We start from the raw sequence: 16,843 nt of genomic DNA, 5'->3' as shown, positions 1-16,843 counted from the left end.
CTCTAAATTTGTTCCGCGACAGGACAGGGTCGATTGTCGCCGGCTTCCGATGCGCGACTCGAAACGGTTCGCGGGTCGTGTAGCTCATTTTGGCACTGCGAGTTTGCGCAACGCCTCGCGAGTTCGTTCATCGGCCACGGATAAGCGCAGTTTCCGTTCAGTCGCCGCGGCAAACCGCGGAGAGGCCGCCCCCGAAGCGATCATGTGGAGCGCGGTTCGCAGCTCATCGATCAAAGACCAGTCGGCATCGGTCATGCCGGATGAATCGGGATGTCGCGAGCCCCGAATCCAGCCATCGATGTCGCCGTCGAATCGTTGGTATATCTCGAGCTTTTCAAGGGTAATCATGATCTATGAGAATGCGTTTTGAACTCAGCACCAAAAGTAATATCGCAAATAGATTGATACCAAGCCCTCTCGGGTTTGCGACATCTTGTATGGAACCTTCCAGCATATTCAAAGGTATGGCGAATCCGGGATCCAATTTGAAAACGAAGTTTTCACCATAAATGAAAACCACCTGTAATGAATAAAAACCATTACGAGCTGTCTTCCGATGGAAAGGCGAACCGCGGTTAAAATCCCGCCGGAAAATCCGATAATCCCGAATATAAGACATGGGATATTGAGATGTTGATGATCGCGGATGGAAATAAAGCTGCCGGATAATGCGGATGCGGAAAGCAGGAGCGTGATTGCCGAAAGTGCAAGTTGTTTCTTTTTCATGGATCTCTCTGCAAGGCAGGACGACGCAATAGCGAACTCAATTCCACTTCTCCATTCACCCGATGCCGAATTTTTTCGATGGAACGATCAATCGTGCCGAATCTGCGCGCAGGCATTTAGAGCGTTTTCATCTCGCTCGTACGGCAAAACAGGCCTGGCAGGAGTCGTTGGCGCCTTCGGCTCGGGTGAATGGATTCAAGCATTTGTAGGTCGGCAATCCTTTCCCAATCGCAAACGGTCGCTTTAGTCGCGACCCTTCCGACGAAGACGCTCCGGCCGGGACGTGGCGTCGGGAAGGGATTCCCGATCTACGGGGATGCACGGTCGTAGGTCGGCAATCCCTTCCCGACGAAGACGCTCGGCCGGAGCATGGCGTCGGGAAGGGCGGCTTCGGCGCTCCAATCGCAAACGGTCATCCCAGGAGCGCTGGGATGACCCTTCCAATTGCAAACGGCCTGGCCGGGAGCGCCGGCCACGCCCTTCCCGAAAACGCCGTTTGCGATTGGAAGGGGGACTTTGGTGCTCCCAAAGTTCCCGTTTGCGATTGGAAGGGTCGCGACTAAAGCGACCGTTTGCGATTGGAAGGAATTCCCGACCTACTCGCCAGTGCCCGTACAGTAGGTATGAAAATGCTCTATTAACCCGGCCTATAAATATAGGCCGGGTTAATCCGGGGCAGGGATGCCCCGGCGCGGCGACAAGCCGCGTGAGCCCAGGCCGGGCGTGTACCGGCCTGGGCGGCGGCCCGAAATACCAGGAGGGTATTTACGGGCCTGATTAATAAGTACATTCAGGGAAGTCTTGCGGCATAGGCAACCTGCAGGACAACCCCGCCAGTCAAGCCAATCTGTCGAGATCCCGCAAATATTTGCGGAATGTACTTAGGCCTATTCCTGTAGGTCCCAAAAACCCTTCGACTCGGGGCGAACGGTCTACCGAGATAGGCTCTTAGAGTTCCCGCTGTCGATATTCCCGCGGCGAGCAGCCGAAGCGCTGCTTGAAAGCCCGGCTGAAATGCGACAGATCGTTAAACCCCCAGCGGAGCGCGATTTCGGACAAGCTGTGGCCTACATGCGCCGAGTCGAGCAGGTTTTTCGCGCAATTTTCCAGCCGGCGCCGCCAGACATGGCGCATCAGGGAGGTCTCCTCGTCCTTGAAAAGATCGTTGATATAGCGGGCCGACAAGCCCACGCCGCTCGCGACCGATTCGACATTCAGGCCGGGGTCGGAAAGGTGCCGCTCGACGAACGCCTTGACCCGGTAGAGGGAGAGCGAACGGCTGCGGGAGAGATGAAAGTTCGCGGGACGCACCGAATTTATGGCGAGGGTCAGCAGGCCGAGCGACTGTTCGGCAAGGGCGGAGAACTCGTGCGGATTCAAGCGGCCCGCCTGGCTGGCGGACCCGCGAAGGAACATGGACGCCACGGCGCCGATGCCGTCTTTTCCGGGAATCCGGCGCGCCGTGCAGTGCTCGATTCCGGCAATTCTGTCTCTCAGCATCGTGCGCGGAATAGAGACGATCAGTTTCGAAAAAGTCCGCGGGCAGTAGATGCGGTGGGGCCGGGTGGCATCGTAGAGGGTGATGTCGCCGGGTCTTAGAAAAACCTCCCGTCCCTGCTGTTCCAGGGAGTATTGGCCCGAGAGCAACACCACCGCGAAATAGGCGTCCTGATCGGATCGATACGGCTCGCCCGGCAGCCGTTCGATGCCGATGGCGTTGGACCGGATAGCGGAGAGGCGCAGGTCTTCCCACGGATATATCGTCATCTCGTTGAACAATGCGCCGTCGGCGGGTGGGCTGATTTCCACCTTGACGTACTCCCGGCCAATGACTTCCCGCAGCCAGCCCTGCCTCTCGCTTCTGGGCACATCGGCTGTGGATAGCGTTAAGGCCTTGGTATTCGATGTGTGCATGGATCAGGTTCGCGTTTTTCTCGATGGCTCCGGATAGTAGGCGTGCGGCAAACGGCTGTAAACGGCGAAACCGCCGTTTCAGTCAAGTTTTCTTTCCGTCCCGATCCAGCGGACAAAGGCGGAAATATTCATACTGCGCGGCACCGATTTGTAACCGGAATTCACGATGAGATTGACGATGCAGCAAGATTCAGGACTCGCGGGAAACATGATATTGCTCAGAGGCGCCGCGCTGTGGCTGTTGATGGCTCTGGTTCTGGCCTGGTGCATGGTCGGCCTGGGATTCGGTCTGCCCGTGCTGCCGGCCATTTTTCCGGGCAAGTTCACCCGCCTCTTGCAGGCGCATCTGGATTTCCTGCTCATGAGCGCCCTGATTTTCGGCTTCTATGCCGCCAGAGTGCCGCTGCCCTGGCATGTGCGCTGGGCCATGGTGGTCGGTGCCTTCACCAATTCCAGCCTGTTTTTGATGCAGGCGATGTTTCCGGTGCTGGATACTCCCACGCCCTCGGACGGTTTGTTTCCGGCGGCGTTTCGGCTGTTTTTGCTGGCTAGTATCGTCCTCACCAGCTACGGTTTCGGCAAGGGGGCGGTCATCGTATTGCGATCGACATTCAGGAACGATTGAAGCTCGACGGACGCCCTCCGGCGCATCACCCTGACTCGGCCGGATCGAGTTCGCAGAGGCTGGGCAGCCAGGGGAGGTCAGTGACGCCGTAGTCGAGCCCCAGTTGGCTCAGCAAGGTCGTCAGTTGTCCTCGGTGGTGGGTCTGATGGTTGAAGAGATGTGCGACCAGCAGCCAGAAGGGCCGGGTGCGCGTTTTACGGTCCGAAAGGCTGGTATAGGTGAAGGGCTGAGCGAGACGTTCGGGAGAGAGTGTCCGGGTCCAGTCGAGAATCTTCCGGTCCATCGTCTCGCGCTCCCGCCGCAAGTCGTCGAACGCGGAATAAAGTTCCTGGCCCAGGGCTGCCGTTGTCAACGGCAGCCCAGCCAAGCGTCCCATCCAGATGAGGTCGGCATGGAGCAGGTGATTGAGCGTGCCGTGAATCGAGCCGAAAAAAGCGCCGAGATCCTTTTTCCGGAGTTCGTCGGGAATTTCGGCGCACACCCGGTAGAGCTTCTCGTTCATCCAGGCGTTGTATTCGGCCATGGTTTCGTAATAGCTGAGCTCGTACATGAGACTATTGCTCCAATCTGCGTTTTCGTAGCCCGTATGCAGCGCAGCGGAATACGGGGAAAGAGGATTATTCGTTCACCGCGACCACCGCTTCCTTGCGGGCTCTCGACCGGCCGGTGCTATTGATGAACACCACCGATCCGATGATGATCGCCGATGCCGACAGGATGCGCGGGGTCAGCGGTTCCTGCGCGAACCAGTTGCCGAGGAACACCGCCACCAGCGGATTGACGTAGGCGTAGGTCGCCACCAGCGGAATCGGCGCGTTTTGCAAGAGCCAGGCGTACGCGACGAAACCGATCATAGACCCGAAGGCGATGAGATATGCCAATGCCAGCCACGAGTCGGTGGAAACCTCCGAAAAGCTGAATCCCTTCAATTCGCCGTTCATGGCGCTCGCGGCCATTAGGGCGCAACCGCCGGCCAGCATTTCCGCGCCCGTCGTCATCAAGGCGGACTTCGGCAGATTCATGGTTTTGCCGCAGATCGAGCCGAGTGCCCATAGAAATCCGGCGATCAGGAGCGCCGCCACGCCGAGAGCGTCCAAATGCAGGTCGTCCGAGAATTCCGACGGGCCGACCAGCAAGTAAATCCCGGTGAAGCCGATGGCCAGCCCGGCGATCACTCGGGCCGTCGGTCTGACGCCGTTCGGCCTGAGCGCGTCGGCGATCACCATGAACATCGGCACCGCGCCGATAATCAGCGCTGCAATGCCCGATGGAACGGTCTGCTCGGCCCATGAGACCAGCCCGTTGCCGCCGAGGAGGAGCAAGGTGCCGACGATGGCTGCCGATCGCCATTGGCGAAGGGTCGGCATGGCATCTCCGGCCGCGCGTCGCCAGATCAGCAAGATCACGCCTGAAACGAGGAAGCGGAGCCCGCCCGACAGAAACGGCGGAAGCGTTTCCACCGCGAAGCGGATCACCAGATAGGTCGAGCCCCAAACGAAATAAACCGCCAGCAACGCTAGCCAAATCCTCGTTTTCATTCCTCGAACGCCTGGATGACCTCGGTTTCCGATTTGCCGGCCTCGATCCATTCAACCATGGCAGGATGGCCGAGCACCGTATTCACGTAGTCCTGCGCCACGGGACCTGCATCGAGCCGATAGGTCCAAAAACGCAAGGCCACCGGTGCGTACATGGCATCGAGGACGGTGAAGCGGCCGAACAGCCAAGGACCGTCATTCGCGTGCCGCTCCCGGCAGTCCTGCCAGATTTGCCCGATTCGGGCGACGTCCTTTTGAGCGTCCTCGGGCAATTCCTTGGCAACCGGTTGTCGCCGGCAGTTCATGCTGCAATGTATGCGCAAGGCCTGAAAGCCCGCGTGCATTTCCGCCGCGAGCGAGCGGGCCTTTGCCCGGTCGGAAAGAGCTTCAGGCCATCCGCCGGTCTTCGGGAATCTTTCGGCCAGATATTCGAGTATGGCCAGGGAATCCCAGACAGTAACCCCATCGTTCACCAGTACGGGCACTTTTCCGGACGGCGAATAGGCGGTGATGCGGCTTGCCGTGTCTTCTCGATAGAGGGGAATCCGGACCTCTTCGAAGGGAATGCCGTGGTGTTTCAGAAACAGCCAGGGGCGCAGCGACCAGGAGGAATAATTCTTGTTGCCGATGACCAGGGTCAGATTCATGAGAGACAACTCCTTTTCGATGAAAAAAGTTCAGATGGACAAGGACGGGCTGTTCGTGCGGTTTCCACCGCGGTCGGTGATTTCCCCCAGAATTTCCGCGATCAGGCCGATGCCCCGCTCGATGTTTTCCGGAGCCGCATGGCTAAAGTTCAGGCGCAAGGCCGGGTAACGCTGGTCTCTTGCGGGAAAGAACGGTTCGCCCGGCATGAACGCCACGTCGCGCGTGAGGGCCGCCTGGAGCGCCGCCAGGGTATCGCACTCGCGGGTCAGACGCAGCCAGAAGAACAGGCCGCCGGCAGGCGCCCGCCACTCGGCGAGCCCCTCGAAATGGCGCAGGAGGGCGGCCTGCATGGCGTCGCGCCGTTCCCCGTAGACCCGGATCATCCGCGCCATGTGTTCGTCGAACCCGGCCGAGCTCAGAAACCGCGTGAGCCAGGCCTGGCCGATGCGGTTGGTATGCAGATCGCTCGACTGCTTCAGCCGCACCAGTCCGGAGAAGAGTTCCGGCGACGAAGCGAGATAGCCCACCCTGAGGCCCGGCGCGGTGATCTTGGAAAAGCTCCCGAGATAAACCCAGGGCGCCCGTTCCAGATAGGCGCAGATCGGGGTACGGTCGACCGTCTGGTAGACCAGGTCCCGGTACGGATCGTCTTCGATCAGGGGCACGCCGGTTTCGTCCAGAACCTGGGCTACCGCGCGCCGGACTTCGTCCGAGTAGCAATACCCGGAAGGGTTCTGGAAAGTCGGGATCAAATAGACGAAAGCCGGTCGGCGACGGTCTATGGCCAGGCGCAACGTATCCGGATCGACGCCGTCGGCGGACAGCGGAAGTCCTTCGAATTCCGCGCCGTACACGCCGAGCGCCTGGATCGTGGCGAGATAGGTGGGCGCTTCCAGCAAGACCTGCGAGCCTTCGTCGACGAACAGCTTCCCGACCAGGTCGATGCCCTGCTGCGAGCCGGATGTCACCAGCACCCGATCCGCGTTGCAATCCACCCCCAATGTGGACAGGTTCTGCGCGATCAGGCTCCGCAAGGCAGGTTCGCCTTCGCTGGGGCCGTACTGGCGGTAGTCGTCGGCGAGGCCTTCGAAATCCAGGGACGGCATCAGTTCGTCCGCGGGCAATCCGCCGGCGAAGGAAATCACGCCGGGCCGCTGGGTGACTTGCAGGATGTCGCGGATCAGGGAACTGGTGAGCCGCTCGGCACGGCGGGACAATCGAAGCGTCATGGGATCGTTGATTCCTCGGTAAAGGATTGAAGCAGTATTTCGCCTTGCAGGTATTTTACGGCCCGGCCCGAGATGAGAACGCGTTCCCCCCGCAGTTCGCATTCCAGTTCGCCGCCCCGGCTGGACAGTTGTCTCGCGGAGAAGCGGGTTTTCCCGGTGCGCTCCGCCCAGTAGGTCGTCAGCAGGCAGTGGGCCGCGCCGGTCACCGGATCTTCCGGAATGCCGACCTTGGGTGCGAACATGCGCGAAACGAAATCCACCGAGCGGCCCGGCGCCGTGACGATGACGCCCATGAGGTCGAGCTTGGCCAAAGCCGAGAAGTCGGGCTGCAAGGAGCGTATGTCCTCTTCGTCGGCAAAAACGCAAAGGTACATGGCGCCGCGCAGGACTTCCAGGGGATTGCGTCCCAACCCTTCGGCCAGGAGGTCCGGGCAATCGCAAATCATGCCGTGACTCGCCGGAAAATCCAGCGTCATGAACTCGTTCTCGCGGCGAACCCGGAGCTCGCCGCTGCGGCTGTCGAAGATCACTTCCCGCAAGGCCGGCTCCATTTCCCGGAACACCACATGGGCCGCGGCCAGAGTCGCGTGGCCGCACAGGTCCACCTCGACCGTGGGCGTGAACCAGCGCAAGCTGTAACGCCCGTTCCCGCCGACCAGGAAAACGGTCTCGGAAAGATTGTTTTCCGCGGCAATCGATTGCAGCGCGGAATCGTCGAGCCAGCGACCGAGCACGCACACGGCGGCCGGGTTGCCGCCGAACAGGCGATCGGTGAATGCATCGATCTGATAGATGGGAATACGCATGGATTTTTTTACCTTCCTAGAGCGTTTTTTATTGCGGCTTGGCGGCGAGCATCGGAGATGCGTGGGTCGGCAATCCTTTGCCGACAGAGCTCCCGCCGACGGGCTGCGTCGGCAAAGGATTGCCGACCTACTTCGTGCGCTACGCCAAACCGAAAAATGTTGGTTTAGTAGGCCGGGAATCCTTTCCCGGCGTAACGGCTCGACCAAGCCACCTTGAGTCGGTGGGTTACGTTCCGCTAAGCCACCACAATAAATGTTCATTCAAATGCCGAATGGACTATCAGAGACCGGACATGCCCACGTAACCGGGCAAGGACCGGATGCGTGCGATCCATTGCCCGATGTGTGGAAATTCGTCCAGTACGACGCCGCCTTCCGGAGCGAGAGCGACGTACGGATAACAGGCGATATCCGCTATGGTTGGGTGGTCGGCGGCGAGCCATCGATTTTTTTCGAGATGATTCTCCATGACGCCCAATCCGGATCTTCCCAGATCCTGGCATTGCGCCAGATCCCAGGGACGGTTGAATTTGGTTACCGCCCGAGCCCGTGCAAGCCCGTACAGGATTTCGTTTTCCGACAAGGCCAGCCACTGCATGACCCTGGCCATCGTTTCCGCCTCGGTAGGGAGCCACCGTTCGCCCCCGTATTTTCTGGCCAGGTACACCAGAATCGCCATGGAGTCCCATACGACGGTGCCGGCATCGTCCAGCACCGGAACCTGGCCGCGCGGATTTAAGGCCAGGAAGGCCGCCTGCTTGTGTTCCCCCTTCATCAGGTCGACGGGTATGGATTCGTAGTTCACCCCTGACAATGAACAAAACAGCCTTATCTTGTAGCAGTTACCCGATAATTCCATGTCATAAAGCTTCATGATCGTTCCTCATTAAGATTTGATTTTTCTCGGTCCGTAATGTCATTGAATGGCGAATTCGGCGGCCTTCGCGCTTGATTTCCGCCGACTGCCGCATCGGAGAGTGCTGACTGACCCAAAGGCTTGTCACTACGACGGCAGCCACGCCGAGCAGCGAACCGCTCAACGCCTCCCCCAGCCATAACGCGGAGGCGCCCAAGGTCAGGAATGGCTGCAGCAGTTGTATCTGGCCGATCTTTGCGATACCGCCCACGGCCAGACCGCGATACCACAATATGAATGCCAGGAACTGGCTGACCACGGCGACATAAGCGAACCCGGCCCAAGCGTCGAACGGCGCCGAGAGATCGGTATGCGCCATGATCCAGCACAGCGGTCCCAGCAACCAAGGCACCGACAGCACCAGGGCCCAGCTGATCACCTGCCAGCCCCCCAGAATGCGGGTCAGCCTGGCGCCCTCGGCATAACCGAGCGCGGCCAGCAAAGACGCCACGAACAGCCAGAGATCGCCCGAGCGAAGGCTGCCGCCCCCGGCTTCGAAGGCGAACGCGAACACCGCGGCCGCACCGATCAGCGCCGCGATCCAAAAGCGTCCGGGCAGCCGCTCGCCCGCCAACCACGCGCCGAAACAGGCCGTGGCCAAGGGCGTGACCGAAAGCGCGATGCCGCCGTGGGACGCCGGCAGTTCGCGCATGGCCCAGGCCGAAAGCACCGGGAAGCCGATGATGACCCCCAATGCGACCAAGGCTAAGCCTCGAAGCTGATGACGCTTCGGCCAAGGTTGCCGGGTGACCAGCAAAGCGATTGCCGCCAGTCCAGACGCAAGCACGCCGCGTCCAAAGGCAACGAACCAGGGATCGAGATGCAGGACGGCGACGCGCGTTGCGGGCAAGGTCAGACTGAAGCCGGCAATTCCCAAAATAGCGAGAAGCCAACCCCGGCGTATCTTCGACGTGTTCGACTGCATGACAACCGATTCCCCGAGCGTGTTTTCGTAGCGTGGTGGCCGTACAATAAATTGCCGCCGGCGGACAATACAGATACAGTTGACGATCCGTTCGGCCATCCTGTACCGGTCGCGGAGCCATAACAATCATGAATTCCCTCAACCTCGATCCCCACGACAGCCGGCCCTTGATCGAACAGATCGTGGCGGGCATCAAGCAGCGCGTCGACGAGCGCGCCTTGCGGCCCGGCGCGCGCCTGCCGTCGATCCGGCATTTCGCGAACGAGCACCGGGTCAGCAAGTTCACCGTGGTCCAGGCCTTCGACCGGCTGGTGGCGATGGGCTATCTGAAATCCCGGCAGGGGTCGGGTTTTTACGTGGCTCAACGCTCGGAATCCGGCGCTGCGGTGAATCAGTCCTGCCGGCTCGAGCGGGCCATGGACGTGCTCTGGCTGCTCCGCAACGCCTTGCAGGAACAGCCGCACATCGCCATGCCCGGCGCCGGCTGGCTGCCCGGCGAATGGATGGACGGCGAGGGCATTCAGCGCAGCCTCCGCACCCTCGCCCGCAAGAGCGGCACCTATCTGACCGGATACGGTCTGCCGGCCGGCTACGAACCGCTGCGGTCCCTGCTGGCGCGGCGGCTCGACGATCAGGGCATCGGCTGCTCTCCCCGGCAGATCGTCACCACCCGCGGGGCCACTCATGCCCTGGACCTGATCAGCCGGCTGTTCGTCAAACCGGGCGACGCCGTGCTGGTGGACGATCCCGGCTATTACACCCTGTTCGGTTACCTGAAGCTTTCGGGGGCGCGGCTGGTCGGCGTACCCTGGACTACTCAGGGGCCGGATACCGCCGCGATGGAAAGCCTCATCGAGGAGCACCGGCCCAAGGTGTTTTTCACCAACACGCTGCTCCACAACCCGACCGGCGTCAGCATTACCCAGGCGGTGGCCTACCGGGTTTTGCAACTGGCCGAGCGCTACGATCTGATGATCGTGGAGGACGATATCTACGGCGATTTGTTGACCGGACAGGCGACGCGCCTTGCGACGCTCGACCAGCTGGAGCGGGTGCTGTTCGTCAGCAGTTTTTCGAAAACCGTTTCCGCAAGTCTCCGGGTCGGTTTTCTGGCCTGCAAGTACGAAATCGCCGAGAGTCTCACCGATCTCAAGCTCCTGACCAGCCTGACCACCTCGGAAATCGACGAGCGGCTGGTCTACGAACTCCTTACCGACGGCTATTACCGGAAACACCTGGAAAAACTGCGCTCACGCCTCCGCAAGGCGCGCGGCGAGGCGGTCAGAAACCTCGAAAGCAGCGGGCTGGAAATTTACCAGGACGCGGAGGACGGACTGTTCATCTGGGCTCGCCGCGATGCGTCCGAGAATGCCACGTCGCTGGCCGCGGCGGCGGCCAAGCAGGGCATCATGCTGGCACCGGGCGCTCTGTTCAGACCTCAGCAGGAAGCCTCGCCCTGGCTGCGCTTCAATGCCGCGGGTTGCGGGAATCCGGCCATTTTCCGGTTTCTGGATGAGGGGCTTGCCGGCCGGGATTCCGGAACGGATTTCGACGACTGAAACGTGCCCGGCGGAAGTCGTTGGCGCCTACAGTCAGGATAGATCGACTCAAACCTTCGTAGGTTGGCAACCCTTTGCCGACGAAGACGCTCGGTCGGGATGCGGCGTCGGGAAAGGATTCCCGACCTACCGGGCGGCACGGTTGTAGGTCGGCAACCCTTTGCCGACGAAGACGCTCGGTCGGCAGGTGGCGTCGGGAAAGGATTCCCGACCTACGGGGCGACACGGTTGTAGGTCGGCAATCCCTTGCCGACGAAGACGCTTATCGTTTATCCACCATTTCGGGGCTCACTTCGAAGCGGCCGATATTCCTGAAAACGGGCGCGGGGTTCACGCCGAAGGTATCGCGAAAGCTGTGGCTGAAATGCGTCGCGTCGGCGAAACCCGCGTCCAGCGCGGCGCGGGTCAGAGTGTCGCTGGCATGCAGCAGTTCCAAGGCCGACACCATCCGCTTCCACAGACGGAATCGACGGTAAGGCAGGCCGGTGCACTGGCGGAACAGATGAAGGAAGCGGGAGGGTGAAAGGTCGACCAGCTTCGCCAACTCCTCTTGCGAGAAATTCCGGTCCGGCTCGCGGCAAATTCGCTCGATGACCTGCCGAATGCGTTCATCCAACTCGATCGGCGGCTGATCGCGGGTATTCAGCAGCCGATCCAGGCGCTGTTCGACGGCGATACGGTTCGGGTCTTCCTCGTGGACCCAGCGAAAGCATTCGATCGTTTCCGCATCCTCGAAAAACCTTACTGTCGTTTCCGAATACGGAAAACGCTTCCGGAATCCTGTCGCGTCGGGGCCGTTTCGCTCCACGAACAGCTTTCCGTGCACGCCGCCGGCCATATCCAGGGCATGCCGAATCCCCGCGGGCACCACCGCGCAACGGCAACTCCGCCATTCGCCGTCTGCCAGCCTGATCCGAAACGGGCGATAGATGCCCACGTGCAGCACGTTGGCGCCATAGACGTGGGTTTCCAGATGCTGGATCGGACCGCAATAGAGTACCCGTCCGTGTCCCATGTAAAGCTGCGAAGTCCCGGGATAAAGCGCGCGCATAGCCAGTTTATGCAAGTCCTGTCGGCGAGACGTGAGTACAATCCCGAGCGCCGGCCATAGGCGGAGACGGTCTGGCGGCTCGGCAATCCATAGTGATACGCCGTCCATCATAATGAACCGGAACCGGCGTTTTCCAGAACTTTTCCGGGAGGATTTCCATGAACGACACATTGACACGCACGGAATTTCAATCGCGTTTCGAGGCTTTGCTGAGCCAGCTCTCAAAGGACAATATGATCGATTACGCCTTCATCGATATTCCCTCGGATCGAAAACCCTGGCTGGATACCGGCATCGACTTGTCCGCGGGCGAGCGGGTGACCACCTTTGCCGTGGGCAAGACCTGCCTCAAGGGCACCGATCTCTGGTTCGGCGCCGATTTCCAGCTATGGTGCCGAATCGGTCCGGACGGCGAAATCTTCCGCGGCACCCGAGCGAGCAATACCTTCGCCGTAGAAAAGCCGGATCGGCTGTATCTCGCCAGCTATTTTCCCGGCGAATGGGCCACCCGAACCGGCGAGTTGGCGACGCCGGACGAAGTCTACGAGCAGGCGAGCGGTTGCCTGGCGGCCTTGATCGTACGCTGGCGGGTCGAACCGATCGAAGGGCTGAAAAGGCTGGCGGCGCTCGGCGACGTGGACGGCCTAGTCGCGTCCGAAATCGACCGTTTGACCGATCCGGTCGTCCCGCCGCCAGGTTGGAACTATCTGTGGTTCGTGGGGCCTGCGGAAATCTACCGATCCTGCCGGACTCCGGAAAAGGAACCGGCCATCTGCTGCCACACCCATCGCGATGTGGGTTTGTTGCAGAAGGACGTTTCCCTGCCATTCGAGCCGAACACGCGCTTGCGCTGGGCCTGGCGCATGGATCGCCTGCCCTCGGAGGTGCGCGAGGACACGCTCGCGACCCACGATTACATGAGCATCGCCGTGGAATTCGACAACGGCCAGGACATCACCTATTACTGGAGCGCCGAGCTGCCCGTGGGCACCGCCTACCGCTGCCCGATTCCCACCTGGACCGCGCGCGAAACCCATGTGGCGATCCGTTCCGGCCGCGAGGGTCTGGGCGATTGGTTCAACGAGGAGCGCGATGTCCACCGCGATTACCTGGACTTCATCGGCGGCCCGCCGCCGGCTCGCATCGTGCGGGTGTGGCTGATCGCAGTGAGCTTCTTTCAGGGGCGGGAAGGAGAATGCCGGTATTCCGGCATCGAGTTCGTGACGAGGGAAGGGGTGACGTCGATACAATAAGCCCGGCTGCGTCGTGGCGGCTTAACGCAACGGCGTTATCGTTGACGGGACCAATCCATGCATTTCGATTTACGCGATCTCGAACTGTTTGTCGCCGTGGCCGAGGCCGGCAGCATTGCCAAGGCGGCCGAGCACTGTCATACGGTCGCTTCGGCCGTCAGCAAGCGGCTGTCGGATCTCGAAGCGGGGTACGGTACGGCGCTGCTGGTGCGGAGCAGCAAGGGCGTCGCGCCGACGCCGGCCGGCCTTGCATTGCTCGTACGCGCCCGCGCCGTCCTGCATCAGGCCGGGCAACTGGACCGGGAGCTGCGCGGCTATTCGGCGGGAGTTCGAGGGCAGGTGCGGGTATTCGCCAACATCTCGGCCATCGTGGAATTCCTGCCTTCGGCGCTCGCCTCGTTTCTGTCGGCCCATCCGGAGATTCAGGTACACCTGGAAGAGCACGTGAGCGGCGTCGTCGTCCGGGCCGTAGCCGACAATCTTGCCGATTTGGGCATCGTGAGCGAGATAGCCGCCGAGGACGGGCTCATGATGATTCCGTTCCGCGAAGACGAACTGGTCTTGATCGTTCAGCCGGACCATCCGCTGGCTTCGCGCGAGCGCGTCGATTTTTGCGAGACGCTGGACTCGGATTTCGTCGGGCTCCACAGCGACAGCTCGCTGCACTACCGGCTACTCCGCGCCGCCGCCGATGCGGGCCGGCCGCTCAATCTCAAGATACGGGTTACCAGCTTCGACGCCGTCTGCGCCATGGTGGCGGCGGGGCTCGGCATCGGCGTGGTGCCGCGGGCCGCCACGACGCCTTATACCGCATCGCTGGGACTGGTGCCGGTCGTTTTGAACGATGACTGGGCAAAGCGCCGGCTTCATCTCTGCGTCCGTTCGCTGGAGGGGTTGTCAGGGGCGGCGCGGCTGTTGTTGGATCATCTCGCCGGAGGAGCGGCTTAGAGCATCCACGGTCCTATGGGGCGGCCGGCTGCCGCAGGTCGGAAATTCCTTTCGGACACAGCTCAGTCGGCAAAGGATTGCCGACCTACGATCGTGCCGCTGTGGCATCTACGGTTCTGTGCGGCGCCACAGCTGCCATAGGTCGGAAATTCCTTTCCGACACAGCTCAGTCGGCAAAGGGTTGCCGATCTACGACCGTGTCGCTCTAGGTCGCGAATCCCTTCGCGACATTAGGCCGCTCGGCCCGCGGCTTGATTTCCAAGGCGGTATCCGCGACCGGATCATCTCGCCGGCGGGGCGGTTTGATTCGGGCCATCGCGAGACGCGATGGCGACATCGCCAAACATCGTTTTTCCTCCATGCGTTCTTTCGGCATTCTTGCTCACACCTGTTCATTACGAGGAGAAAAACGATGTATCGCTGGAACCCGGAAGACTATGCCCGCCATTCGGCCGGTCAGGAAGCTTGGGCGCGCGAACTGTTGAGCGGCCTGAACCTGCGCCCGGACGACCGGGTGCTGGACATCGGCTGCGGCGACGGCCGAATCACGGCGGAACTGGCGCAGCGGGTGCCGTTCGGCGGCGTGGTCGGCGTCGATCTTTCGGAAGACATGATCGGCTATGCAGCAAGACGGTTTCCGGCGTCGGATTACCCTAACCTCGAGTTCCGGCAGGCGGATGCCCGGACGCTGCCTTTCGACGAGGAATTCACCGTGGTCTATTCCAATGCCGCTTTGCACTGGGTCCGGGATCATGAGCCGGTATTGGCCGGCATCGCCCGTGCGCTGAAGCCGGGCGGCCGCTGCCGGATGGAGATGGGCGGCCGGGGCTCTGCCGCCGCGCTGATCGCGGCGTTCGAGGCCGTGGCGGACGGTCCCGTGTGGCGGGAGAATTTCGAGAACTTCGAATCGACCTTCGGTTTCCACGATGCGGAGAGCTATCGCCGCTGGCTAGGGGAGGCGGGGCTCGACGCCGAGCGGGTCCGGCTGACCGACAAGGACATGGTGCATGCCGGCCGCCAAGCCTTCATCGGTTGGCTGCGCACCGCCTGGCATCCCTACACGTCGAGAGTCCCGGCGGAGCGGCGGGGGCTCTTCATCGACGCTGTCGCCGAGCGCTACCTGGCCGGAAATCCTCCCGACACCGCGGGACGGGTCCATGTCGCCATGGTGCGGCTCCAGGTGGAAGCGAAAAAATGAGCCGCTTTTGGCTGAAGGGCAAAGGTAGATGGAAATTAGAGCTGCGACTCTGAAGGATGCGCCGTTTATCAGCTCAGCGCACTTCTTCGCGAGCTTGAGCGTTTTCATCTCGCTCGTACGGCAAAACAGGCTTGGCGGAAGTCGTTGGCGCCTTCGGCTCGGGTGAATTGCTTCAAGCATTCGTAGGTCGGCAATCCTTTGCCGACGAACCCGTTAGCCCAACTTCACCGTCGGGAAGGGATTCCCGACCTACTCGCGAGTTCCCGTACAGTAGGTATGAAAATGCTCTTACCGGCAGGTTCATCGCGCATGAGCTGTCCGAAGAGGCGGCGGGCCGTTTGCTCGAATCGATGGATGAATGGGCAATCCGCAGCGGTCGACGTTTCAGGGGTGATTTGTATACCCATGAAGCTGGAGCTGGCGGCCAGACGCTTCGGAAGTGAGGAAACCCGTGGGCAGCCTACGATGTTTTCGGGTAAAGCCAGCCGGCCAGAATCCCATAAACGGCGAACTCGACCACGCCGAACAGAAACCATTGTGCCGCCAGGCTTCCCGGAATGGGGTACAGCAGGTATTGATTGAGATCCACCAAGAGTCCGGCGAGAACGGCGAAGGACAGGCCGTGAACCAGCCCTTCCTTGATGCCGCCGTTCCGTGCGCAGCGAATGTAGCTCAGGACGAAGAGCAATGCGATGCCGGCCGTGAGCAGCAGCGACAGCCACAAGCTCCTTTCCGCCTCCGGCCTGGCGATACCGGCCAACGCGGCATCGGCGTCGCGGAGAATCACCATGTGGACCAGACCGTTCCAGAGCAATGCGAATACGAAGATGGCGGCGGTCGCGAGAAGAAGACGTCTTGGGTTCAGGTTCATGTCTTGGTTCGGTTTGAGCATGATGGATTCGGGAGAAGGAAACGGCAGGCCGATTATACGTCGATGTTTTCCTCGACATAGGCGTAGAGGACCTGGTCGATAAGGACGCCGTCCTTGAAGGCGGCACGCCGCATTACCCCTTCCCGTTTGAACTCGGCTTTCTCCAGCACCCGCATGGAGGCCGGATTCCACGCAAACACGCGGGCTTCCAGGCGAATCAGGCCGAATCGCGACATAATTTCCGGCACGAGCGCGCGGGCCGCGGCCGTAGCAATCCCCCGTCCCCAATACGGCTCGCCGAGCCAATAGCCGAATTCGGCGGATTTGGCATAAATGCCCTCCCGCGGGTCGATGCCGATTCCGCCGATGGCGCGGCTGTCCACTTCGATGGCCCATGAGGTGCGGACGGGCATCCCGGCGACATGAGCTATCCACCAGTTCGCGTCTCTTTCCGTGTAGGGATGGGGGAATCGGTCGGTCAGATTCCGCCATATCTTGCGATTATTGGCGAGCGCCACGAGATCGGCCTTGTCGTGCTCCGACCAATCGCGGATCACGCCATGCTCGAATTCGGTCCGCATGGGTTTTCTCCTGGGTAAAAACCAACAATATCTATTCACTGCATAGGGGAGCGTC

Annotated in this window: 18 protein-coding genes; 5 read left to right on the top strand and 13 right to left on the bottom strand. The window is 61.1% G+C overall.

Going from position 1 to position 16,843, the window contains the following annotated elements; genetic code table 11:
• Positions 1-84 precede the first annotated feature (84 nt).
• The 3 genes from ACR2TX_RS03570 to ACR2TX_RS03560 all read right to left on the bottom strand — a co-directional run bounded on the left by ACR2TX_RS03570 (position 85) and on the right by ACR2TX_RS03560 (position 2,640).
• Positions 85-348, bottom strand: coding sequence for a hypothetical protein (locus ACR2TX_RS03570; protein ID WP_434110299.1), 264 nt, complete (start codon positions 346-348; stop codon positions 85-87).
• Positions 349-456: 108 nt separating this feature from the next.
• The gene (locus ACR2TX_RS03565) at positions 457-726 is read right to left on the bottom strand and encodes a hypothetical protein (protein WP_156880796.1); all 270 of its coding nucleotides are present in this window, start codon (positions 724-726) and stop codon (positions 457-459) included.
• Between the two features lie 948 nt (positions 727-1,674).
• Entirely contained in the window at positions 1,675-2,640 is a 966-nt protein-coding gene (locus tag ACR2TX_RS03560) for a helix-turn-helix domain-containing protein (protein ID WP_434110297.1), read from the bottom strand.
• A 178-nt stretch (positions 2,641-2,818) separates the two neighbouring features.
• Here ACR2TX_RS03560 and ACR2TX_RS03555 point away from each other — a divergent pair, with 178 nt between their 5' ends.
• Positions 2,819-3,265, top strand: a complete 447-nt coding sequence (locus ACR2TX_RS03555; protein WP_077731761.1) for a hypothetical protein — start codon at positions 2,819-2,821, stop codon at positions 3,263-3,265.
• Positions 3,266-3,290: 25 nt separating this feature from the next.
• Here ACR2TX_RS03555 and ACR2TX_RS03550 read toward each other — a convergent pair whose 3' ends face one another.
• The 7 genes from ACR2TX_RS03550 to ACR2TX_RS03520 all read right to left on the bottom strand — a co-directional run bounded on the left by ACR2TX_RS03550 (position 3,291) and on the right by ACR2TX_RS03520 (position 9,327).
• Positions 3,291-3,815 (bottom strand): DinB family protein, encoded by a 525-nt coding sequence (locus tag ACR2TX_RS03550; RefSeq protein ID WP_077731704.1) that lies wholly within the window; start codon positions 3,813-3,815, stop codon positions 3,291-3,293.
• A gap of 67 nt (positions 3,816-3,882) precedes the next feature.
• Positions 3,883-4,803: an EamA family transporter gene (locus tag ACR2TX_RS03545; protein WP_434110295.1), complete on the bottom strand. Its 921-nt coding sequence runs from the start codon at positions 4,801-4,803 to the stop codon at positions 3,883-3,885.
• The gene (locus ACR2TX_RS03540; protein WP_434110293.1) at positions 4,800-5,450 is read right to left on the bottom strand and encodes a glutathione S-transferase family protein; all 651 of its coding nucleotides are present in this window, start codon (positions 5,448-5,450) and stop codon (positions 4,800-4,802) included. Before ACR2TX_RS03540 ends, ACR2TX_RS03545 begins: the two co-directional genes overlap by 4 nt.
• A gap of 30 nt (positions 5,451-5,480) precedes the next feature.
• Positions 5,481-6,680, bottom strand: coding sequence for a PLP-dependent aminotransferase family protein (locus ACR2TX_RS03535; protein ID WP_434110291.1), 1,200 nt, complete (start codon positions 6,678-6,680; stop codon positions 5,481-5,483).
• Complete coding sequence (locus tag ACR2TX_RS03530) at positions 6,677-7,486, bottom strand: PhzF family phenazine biosynthesis protein (protein ID WP_434110289.1); 810 nt, start codon at positions 7,484-7,486, stop codon at positions 6,677-6,679. The genes ACR2TX_RS03535 and ACR2TX_RS03530 overlap by 4 nt, the downstream gene beginning before the upstream one ends.
• Positions 7,487-7,766: 280 nt before the next feature.
• The gene (locus ACR2TX_RS03525; RefSeq protein WP_434110287.1) at positions 7,767-8,360 is read right to left on the bottom strand and encodes a glutathione S-transferase family protein; all 594 of its coding nucleotides are present in this window, start codon (positions 8,358-8,360) and stop codon (positions 7,767-7,769) included.
• The gene (locus ACR2TX_RS03520) at positions 8,347-9,327 is read right to left on the bottom strand and encodes a DMT family transporter (RefSeq protein WP_347258675.1); all 981 of its coding nucleotides are present in this window, start codon (positions 9,325-9,327) and stop codon (positions 8,347-8,349) included. The genes ACR2TX_RS03525 and ACR2TX_RS03520 overlap by 14 nt, the downstream gene beginning before the upstream one ends.
• Before the next feature lie 128 nt (positions 9,328-9,455).
• Here ACR2TX_RS03520 and ACR2TX_RS03515 point away from each other — a divergent pair, with 128 nt between their 5' ends.
• Positions 9,456-10,886 carry a PLP-dependent aminotransferase family protein gene (locus ACR2TX_RS03515; protein WP_133717865.1) on the top strand — a complete coding sequence of 477 codons (1,431 nt, stop codon included), beginning with the start codon at positions 9,456-9,458 and terminating at the stop codon, positions 10,884-10,886.
• Between the two features lie 262 nt (positions 10,887-11,148).
• Here the strand turns inward: ACR2TX_RS03515 and ACR2TX_RS03510 are convergent, their stop codons facing one another.
• Entirely contained in the window at positions 11,149-11,952 is an 804-nt protein-coding gene (locus ACR2TX_RS03510; RefSeq protein WP_168183764.1) for a helix-turn-helix domain-containing protein, read from the bottom strand.
• A gap of 143 nt (positions 11,953-12,095) precedes the next feature.
• On the opposite strand from ACR2TX_RS03510, the gene ACR2TX_RS03505 reads away from it, so the two are divergent.
• The 3 genes from ACR2TX_RS03505 to ACR2TX_RS03495 all read left to right on the top strand — a co-directional run bounded on the left by ACR2TX_RS03505 (position 12,096) and on the right by ACR2TX_RS03495 (position 15,336).
• The gene (locus ACR2TX_RS03505; protein WP_347259229.1) at positions 12,096-13,190 is read left to right on the top strand and encodes a DUF3047 domain-containing protein; all 1,095 of its coding nucleotides are present in this window, start codon (positions 12,096-12,098) and stop codon (positions 13,188-13,190) included.
• Positions 13,191-13,247: 57 nt separating this feature from the next.
• Positions 13,248-14,138 carry a LysR substrate-binding domain-containing protein gene (locus ACR2TX_RS03500; RefSeq protein ID WP_434110284.1) on the top strand — a complete coding sequence of 297 codons (891 nt, stop codon included), beginning with the start codon at positions 13,248-13,250 and terminating at the stop codon, positions 14,136-14,138.
• A 412-nt stretch (positions 14,139-14,550) separates the two neighbouring features.
• A complete protein-coding gene (locus tag ACR2TX_RS03495; protein WP_347258852.1) occupies positions 14,551-15,336 on the top strand; it encodes a methyltransferase domain-containing protein in 786 nt (261 codons plus the stop codon).
• A gap of 460 nt (positions 15,337-15,796) precedes the next feature.
• On the opposite strand, the gene ACR2TX_RS03490 is transcribed toward ACR2TX_RS03495, so the two are convergent.
• Positions 15,797-16,228, bottom strand: coding sequence for a hypothetical protein (locus ACR2TX_RS03490; RefSeq protein WP_077732799.1), 432 nt, complete (start codon positions 16,226-16,228; stop codon positions 15,797-15,799).
• Between the two features lie 32 nt (positions 16,229-16,260).
• Positions 16,261-16,788 carry a GNAT family N-acetyltransferase gene (locus ACR2TX_RS03485; RefSeq protein WP_434110281.1) on the bottom strand — a complete coding sequence of 176 codons (528 nt, stop codon included), beginning with the start codon at positions 16,786-16,788 and terminating at the stop codon, positions 16,261-16,263.
• Positions 16,789-16,843 lie beyond the last annotated feature (55 nt).

Source organism: Methylocaldum sp. GT1BB, from assembly GCF_051027545.1.
In the GTDB taxonomy this organism is placed as follows: domain Bacteria; phylum Pseudomonadota; class Gammaproteobacteria; order Methylococcales; family Methylococcaceae; genus Methylocaldum.
Note: the sequence above shows the minus strand (reverse complement) of the source record. Positions and strands in the feature narration are given on the sequence as shown.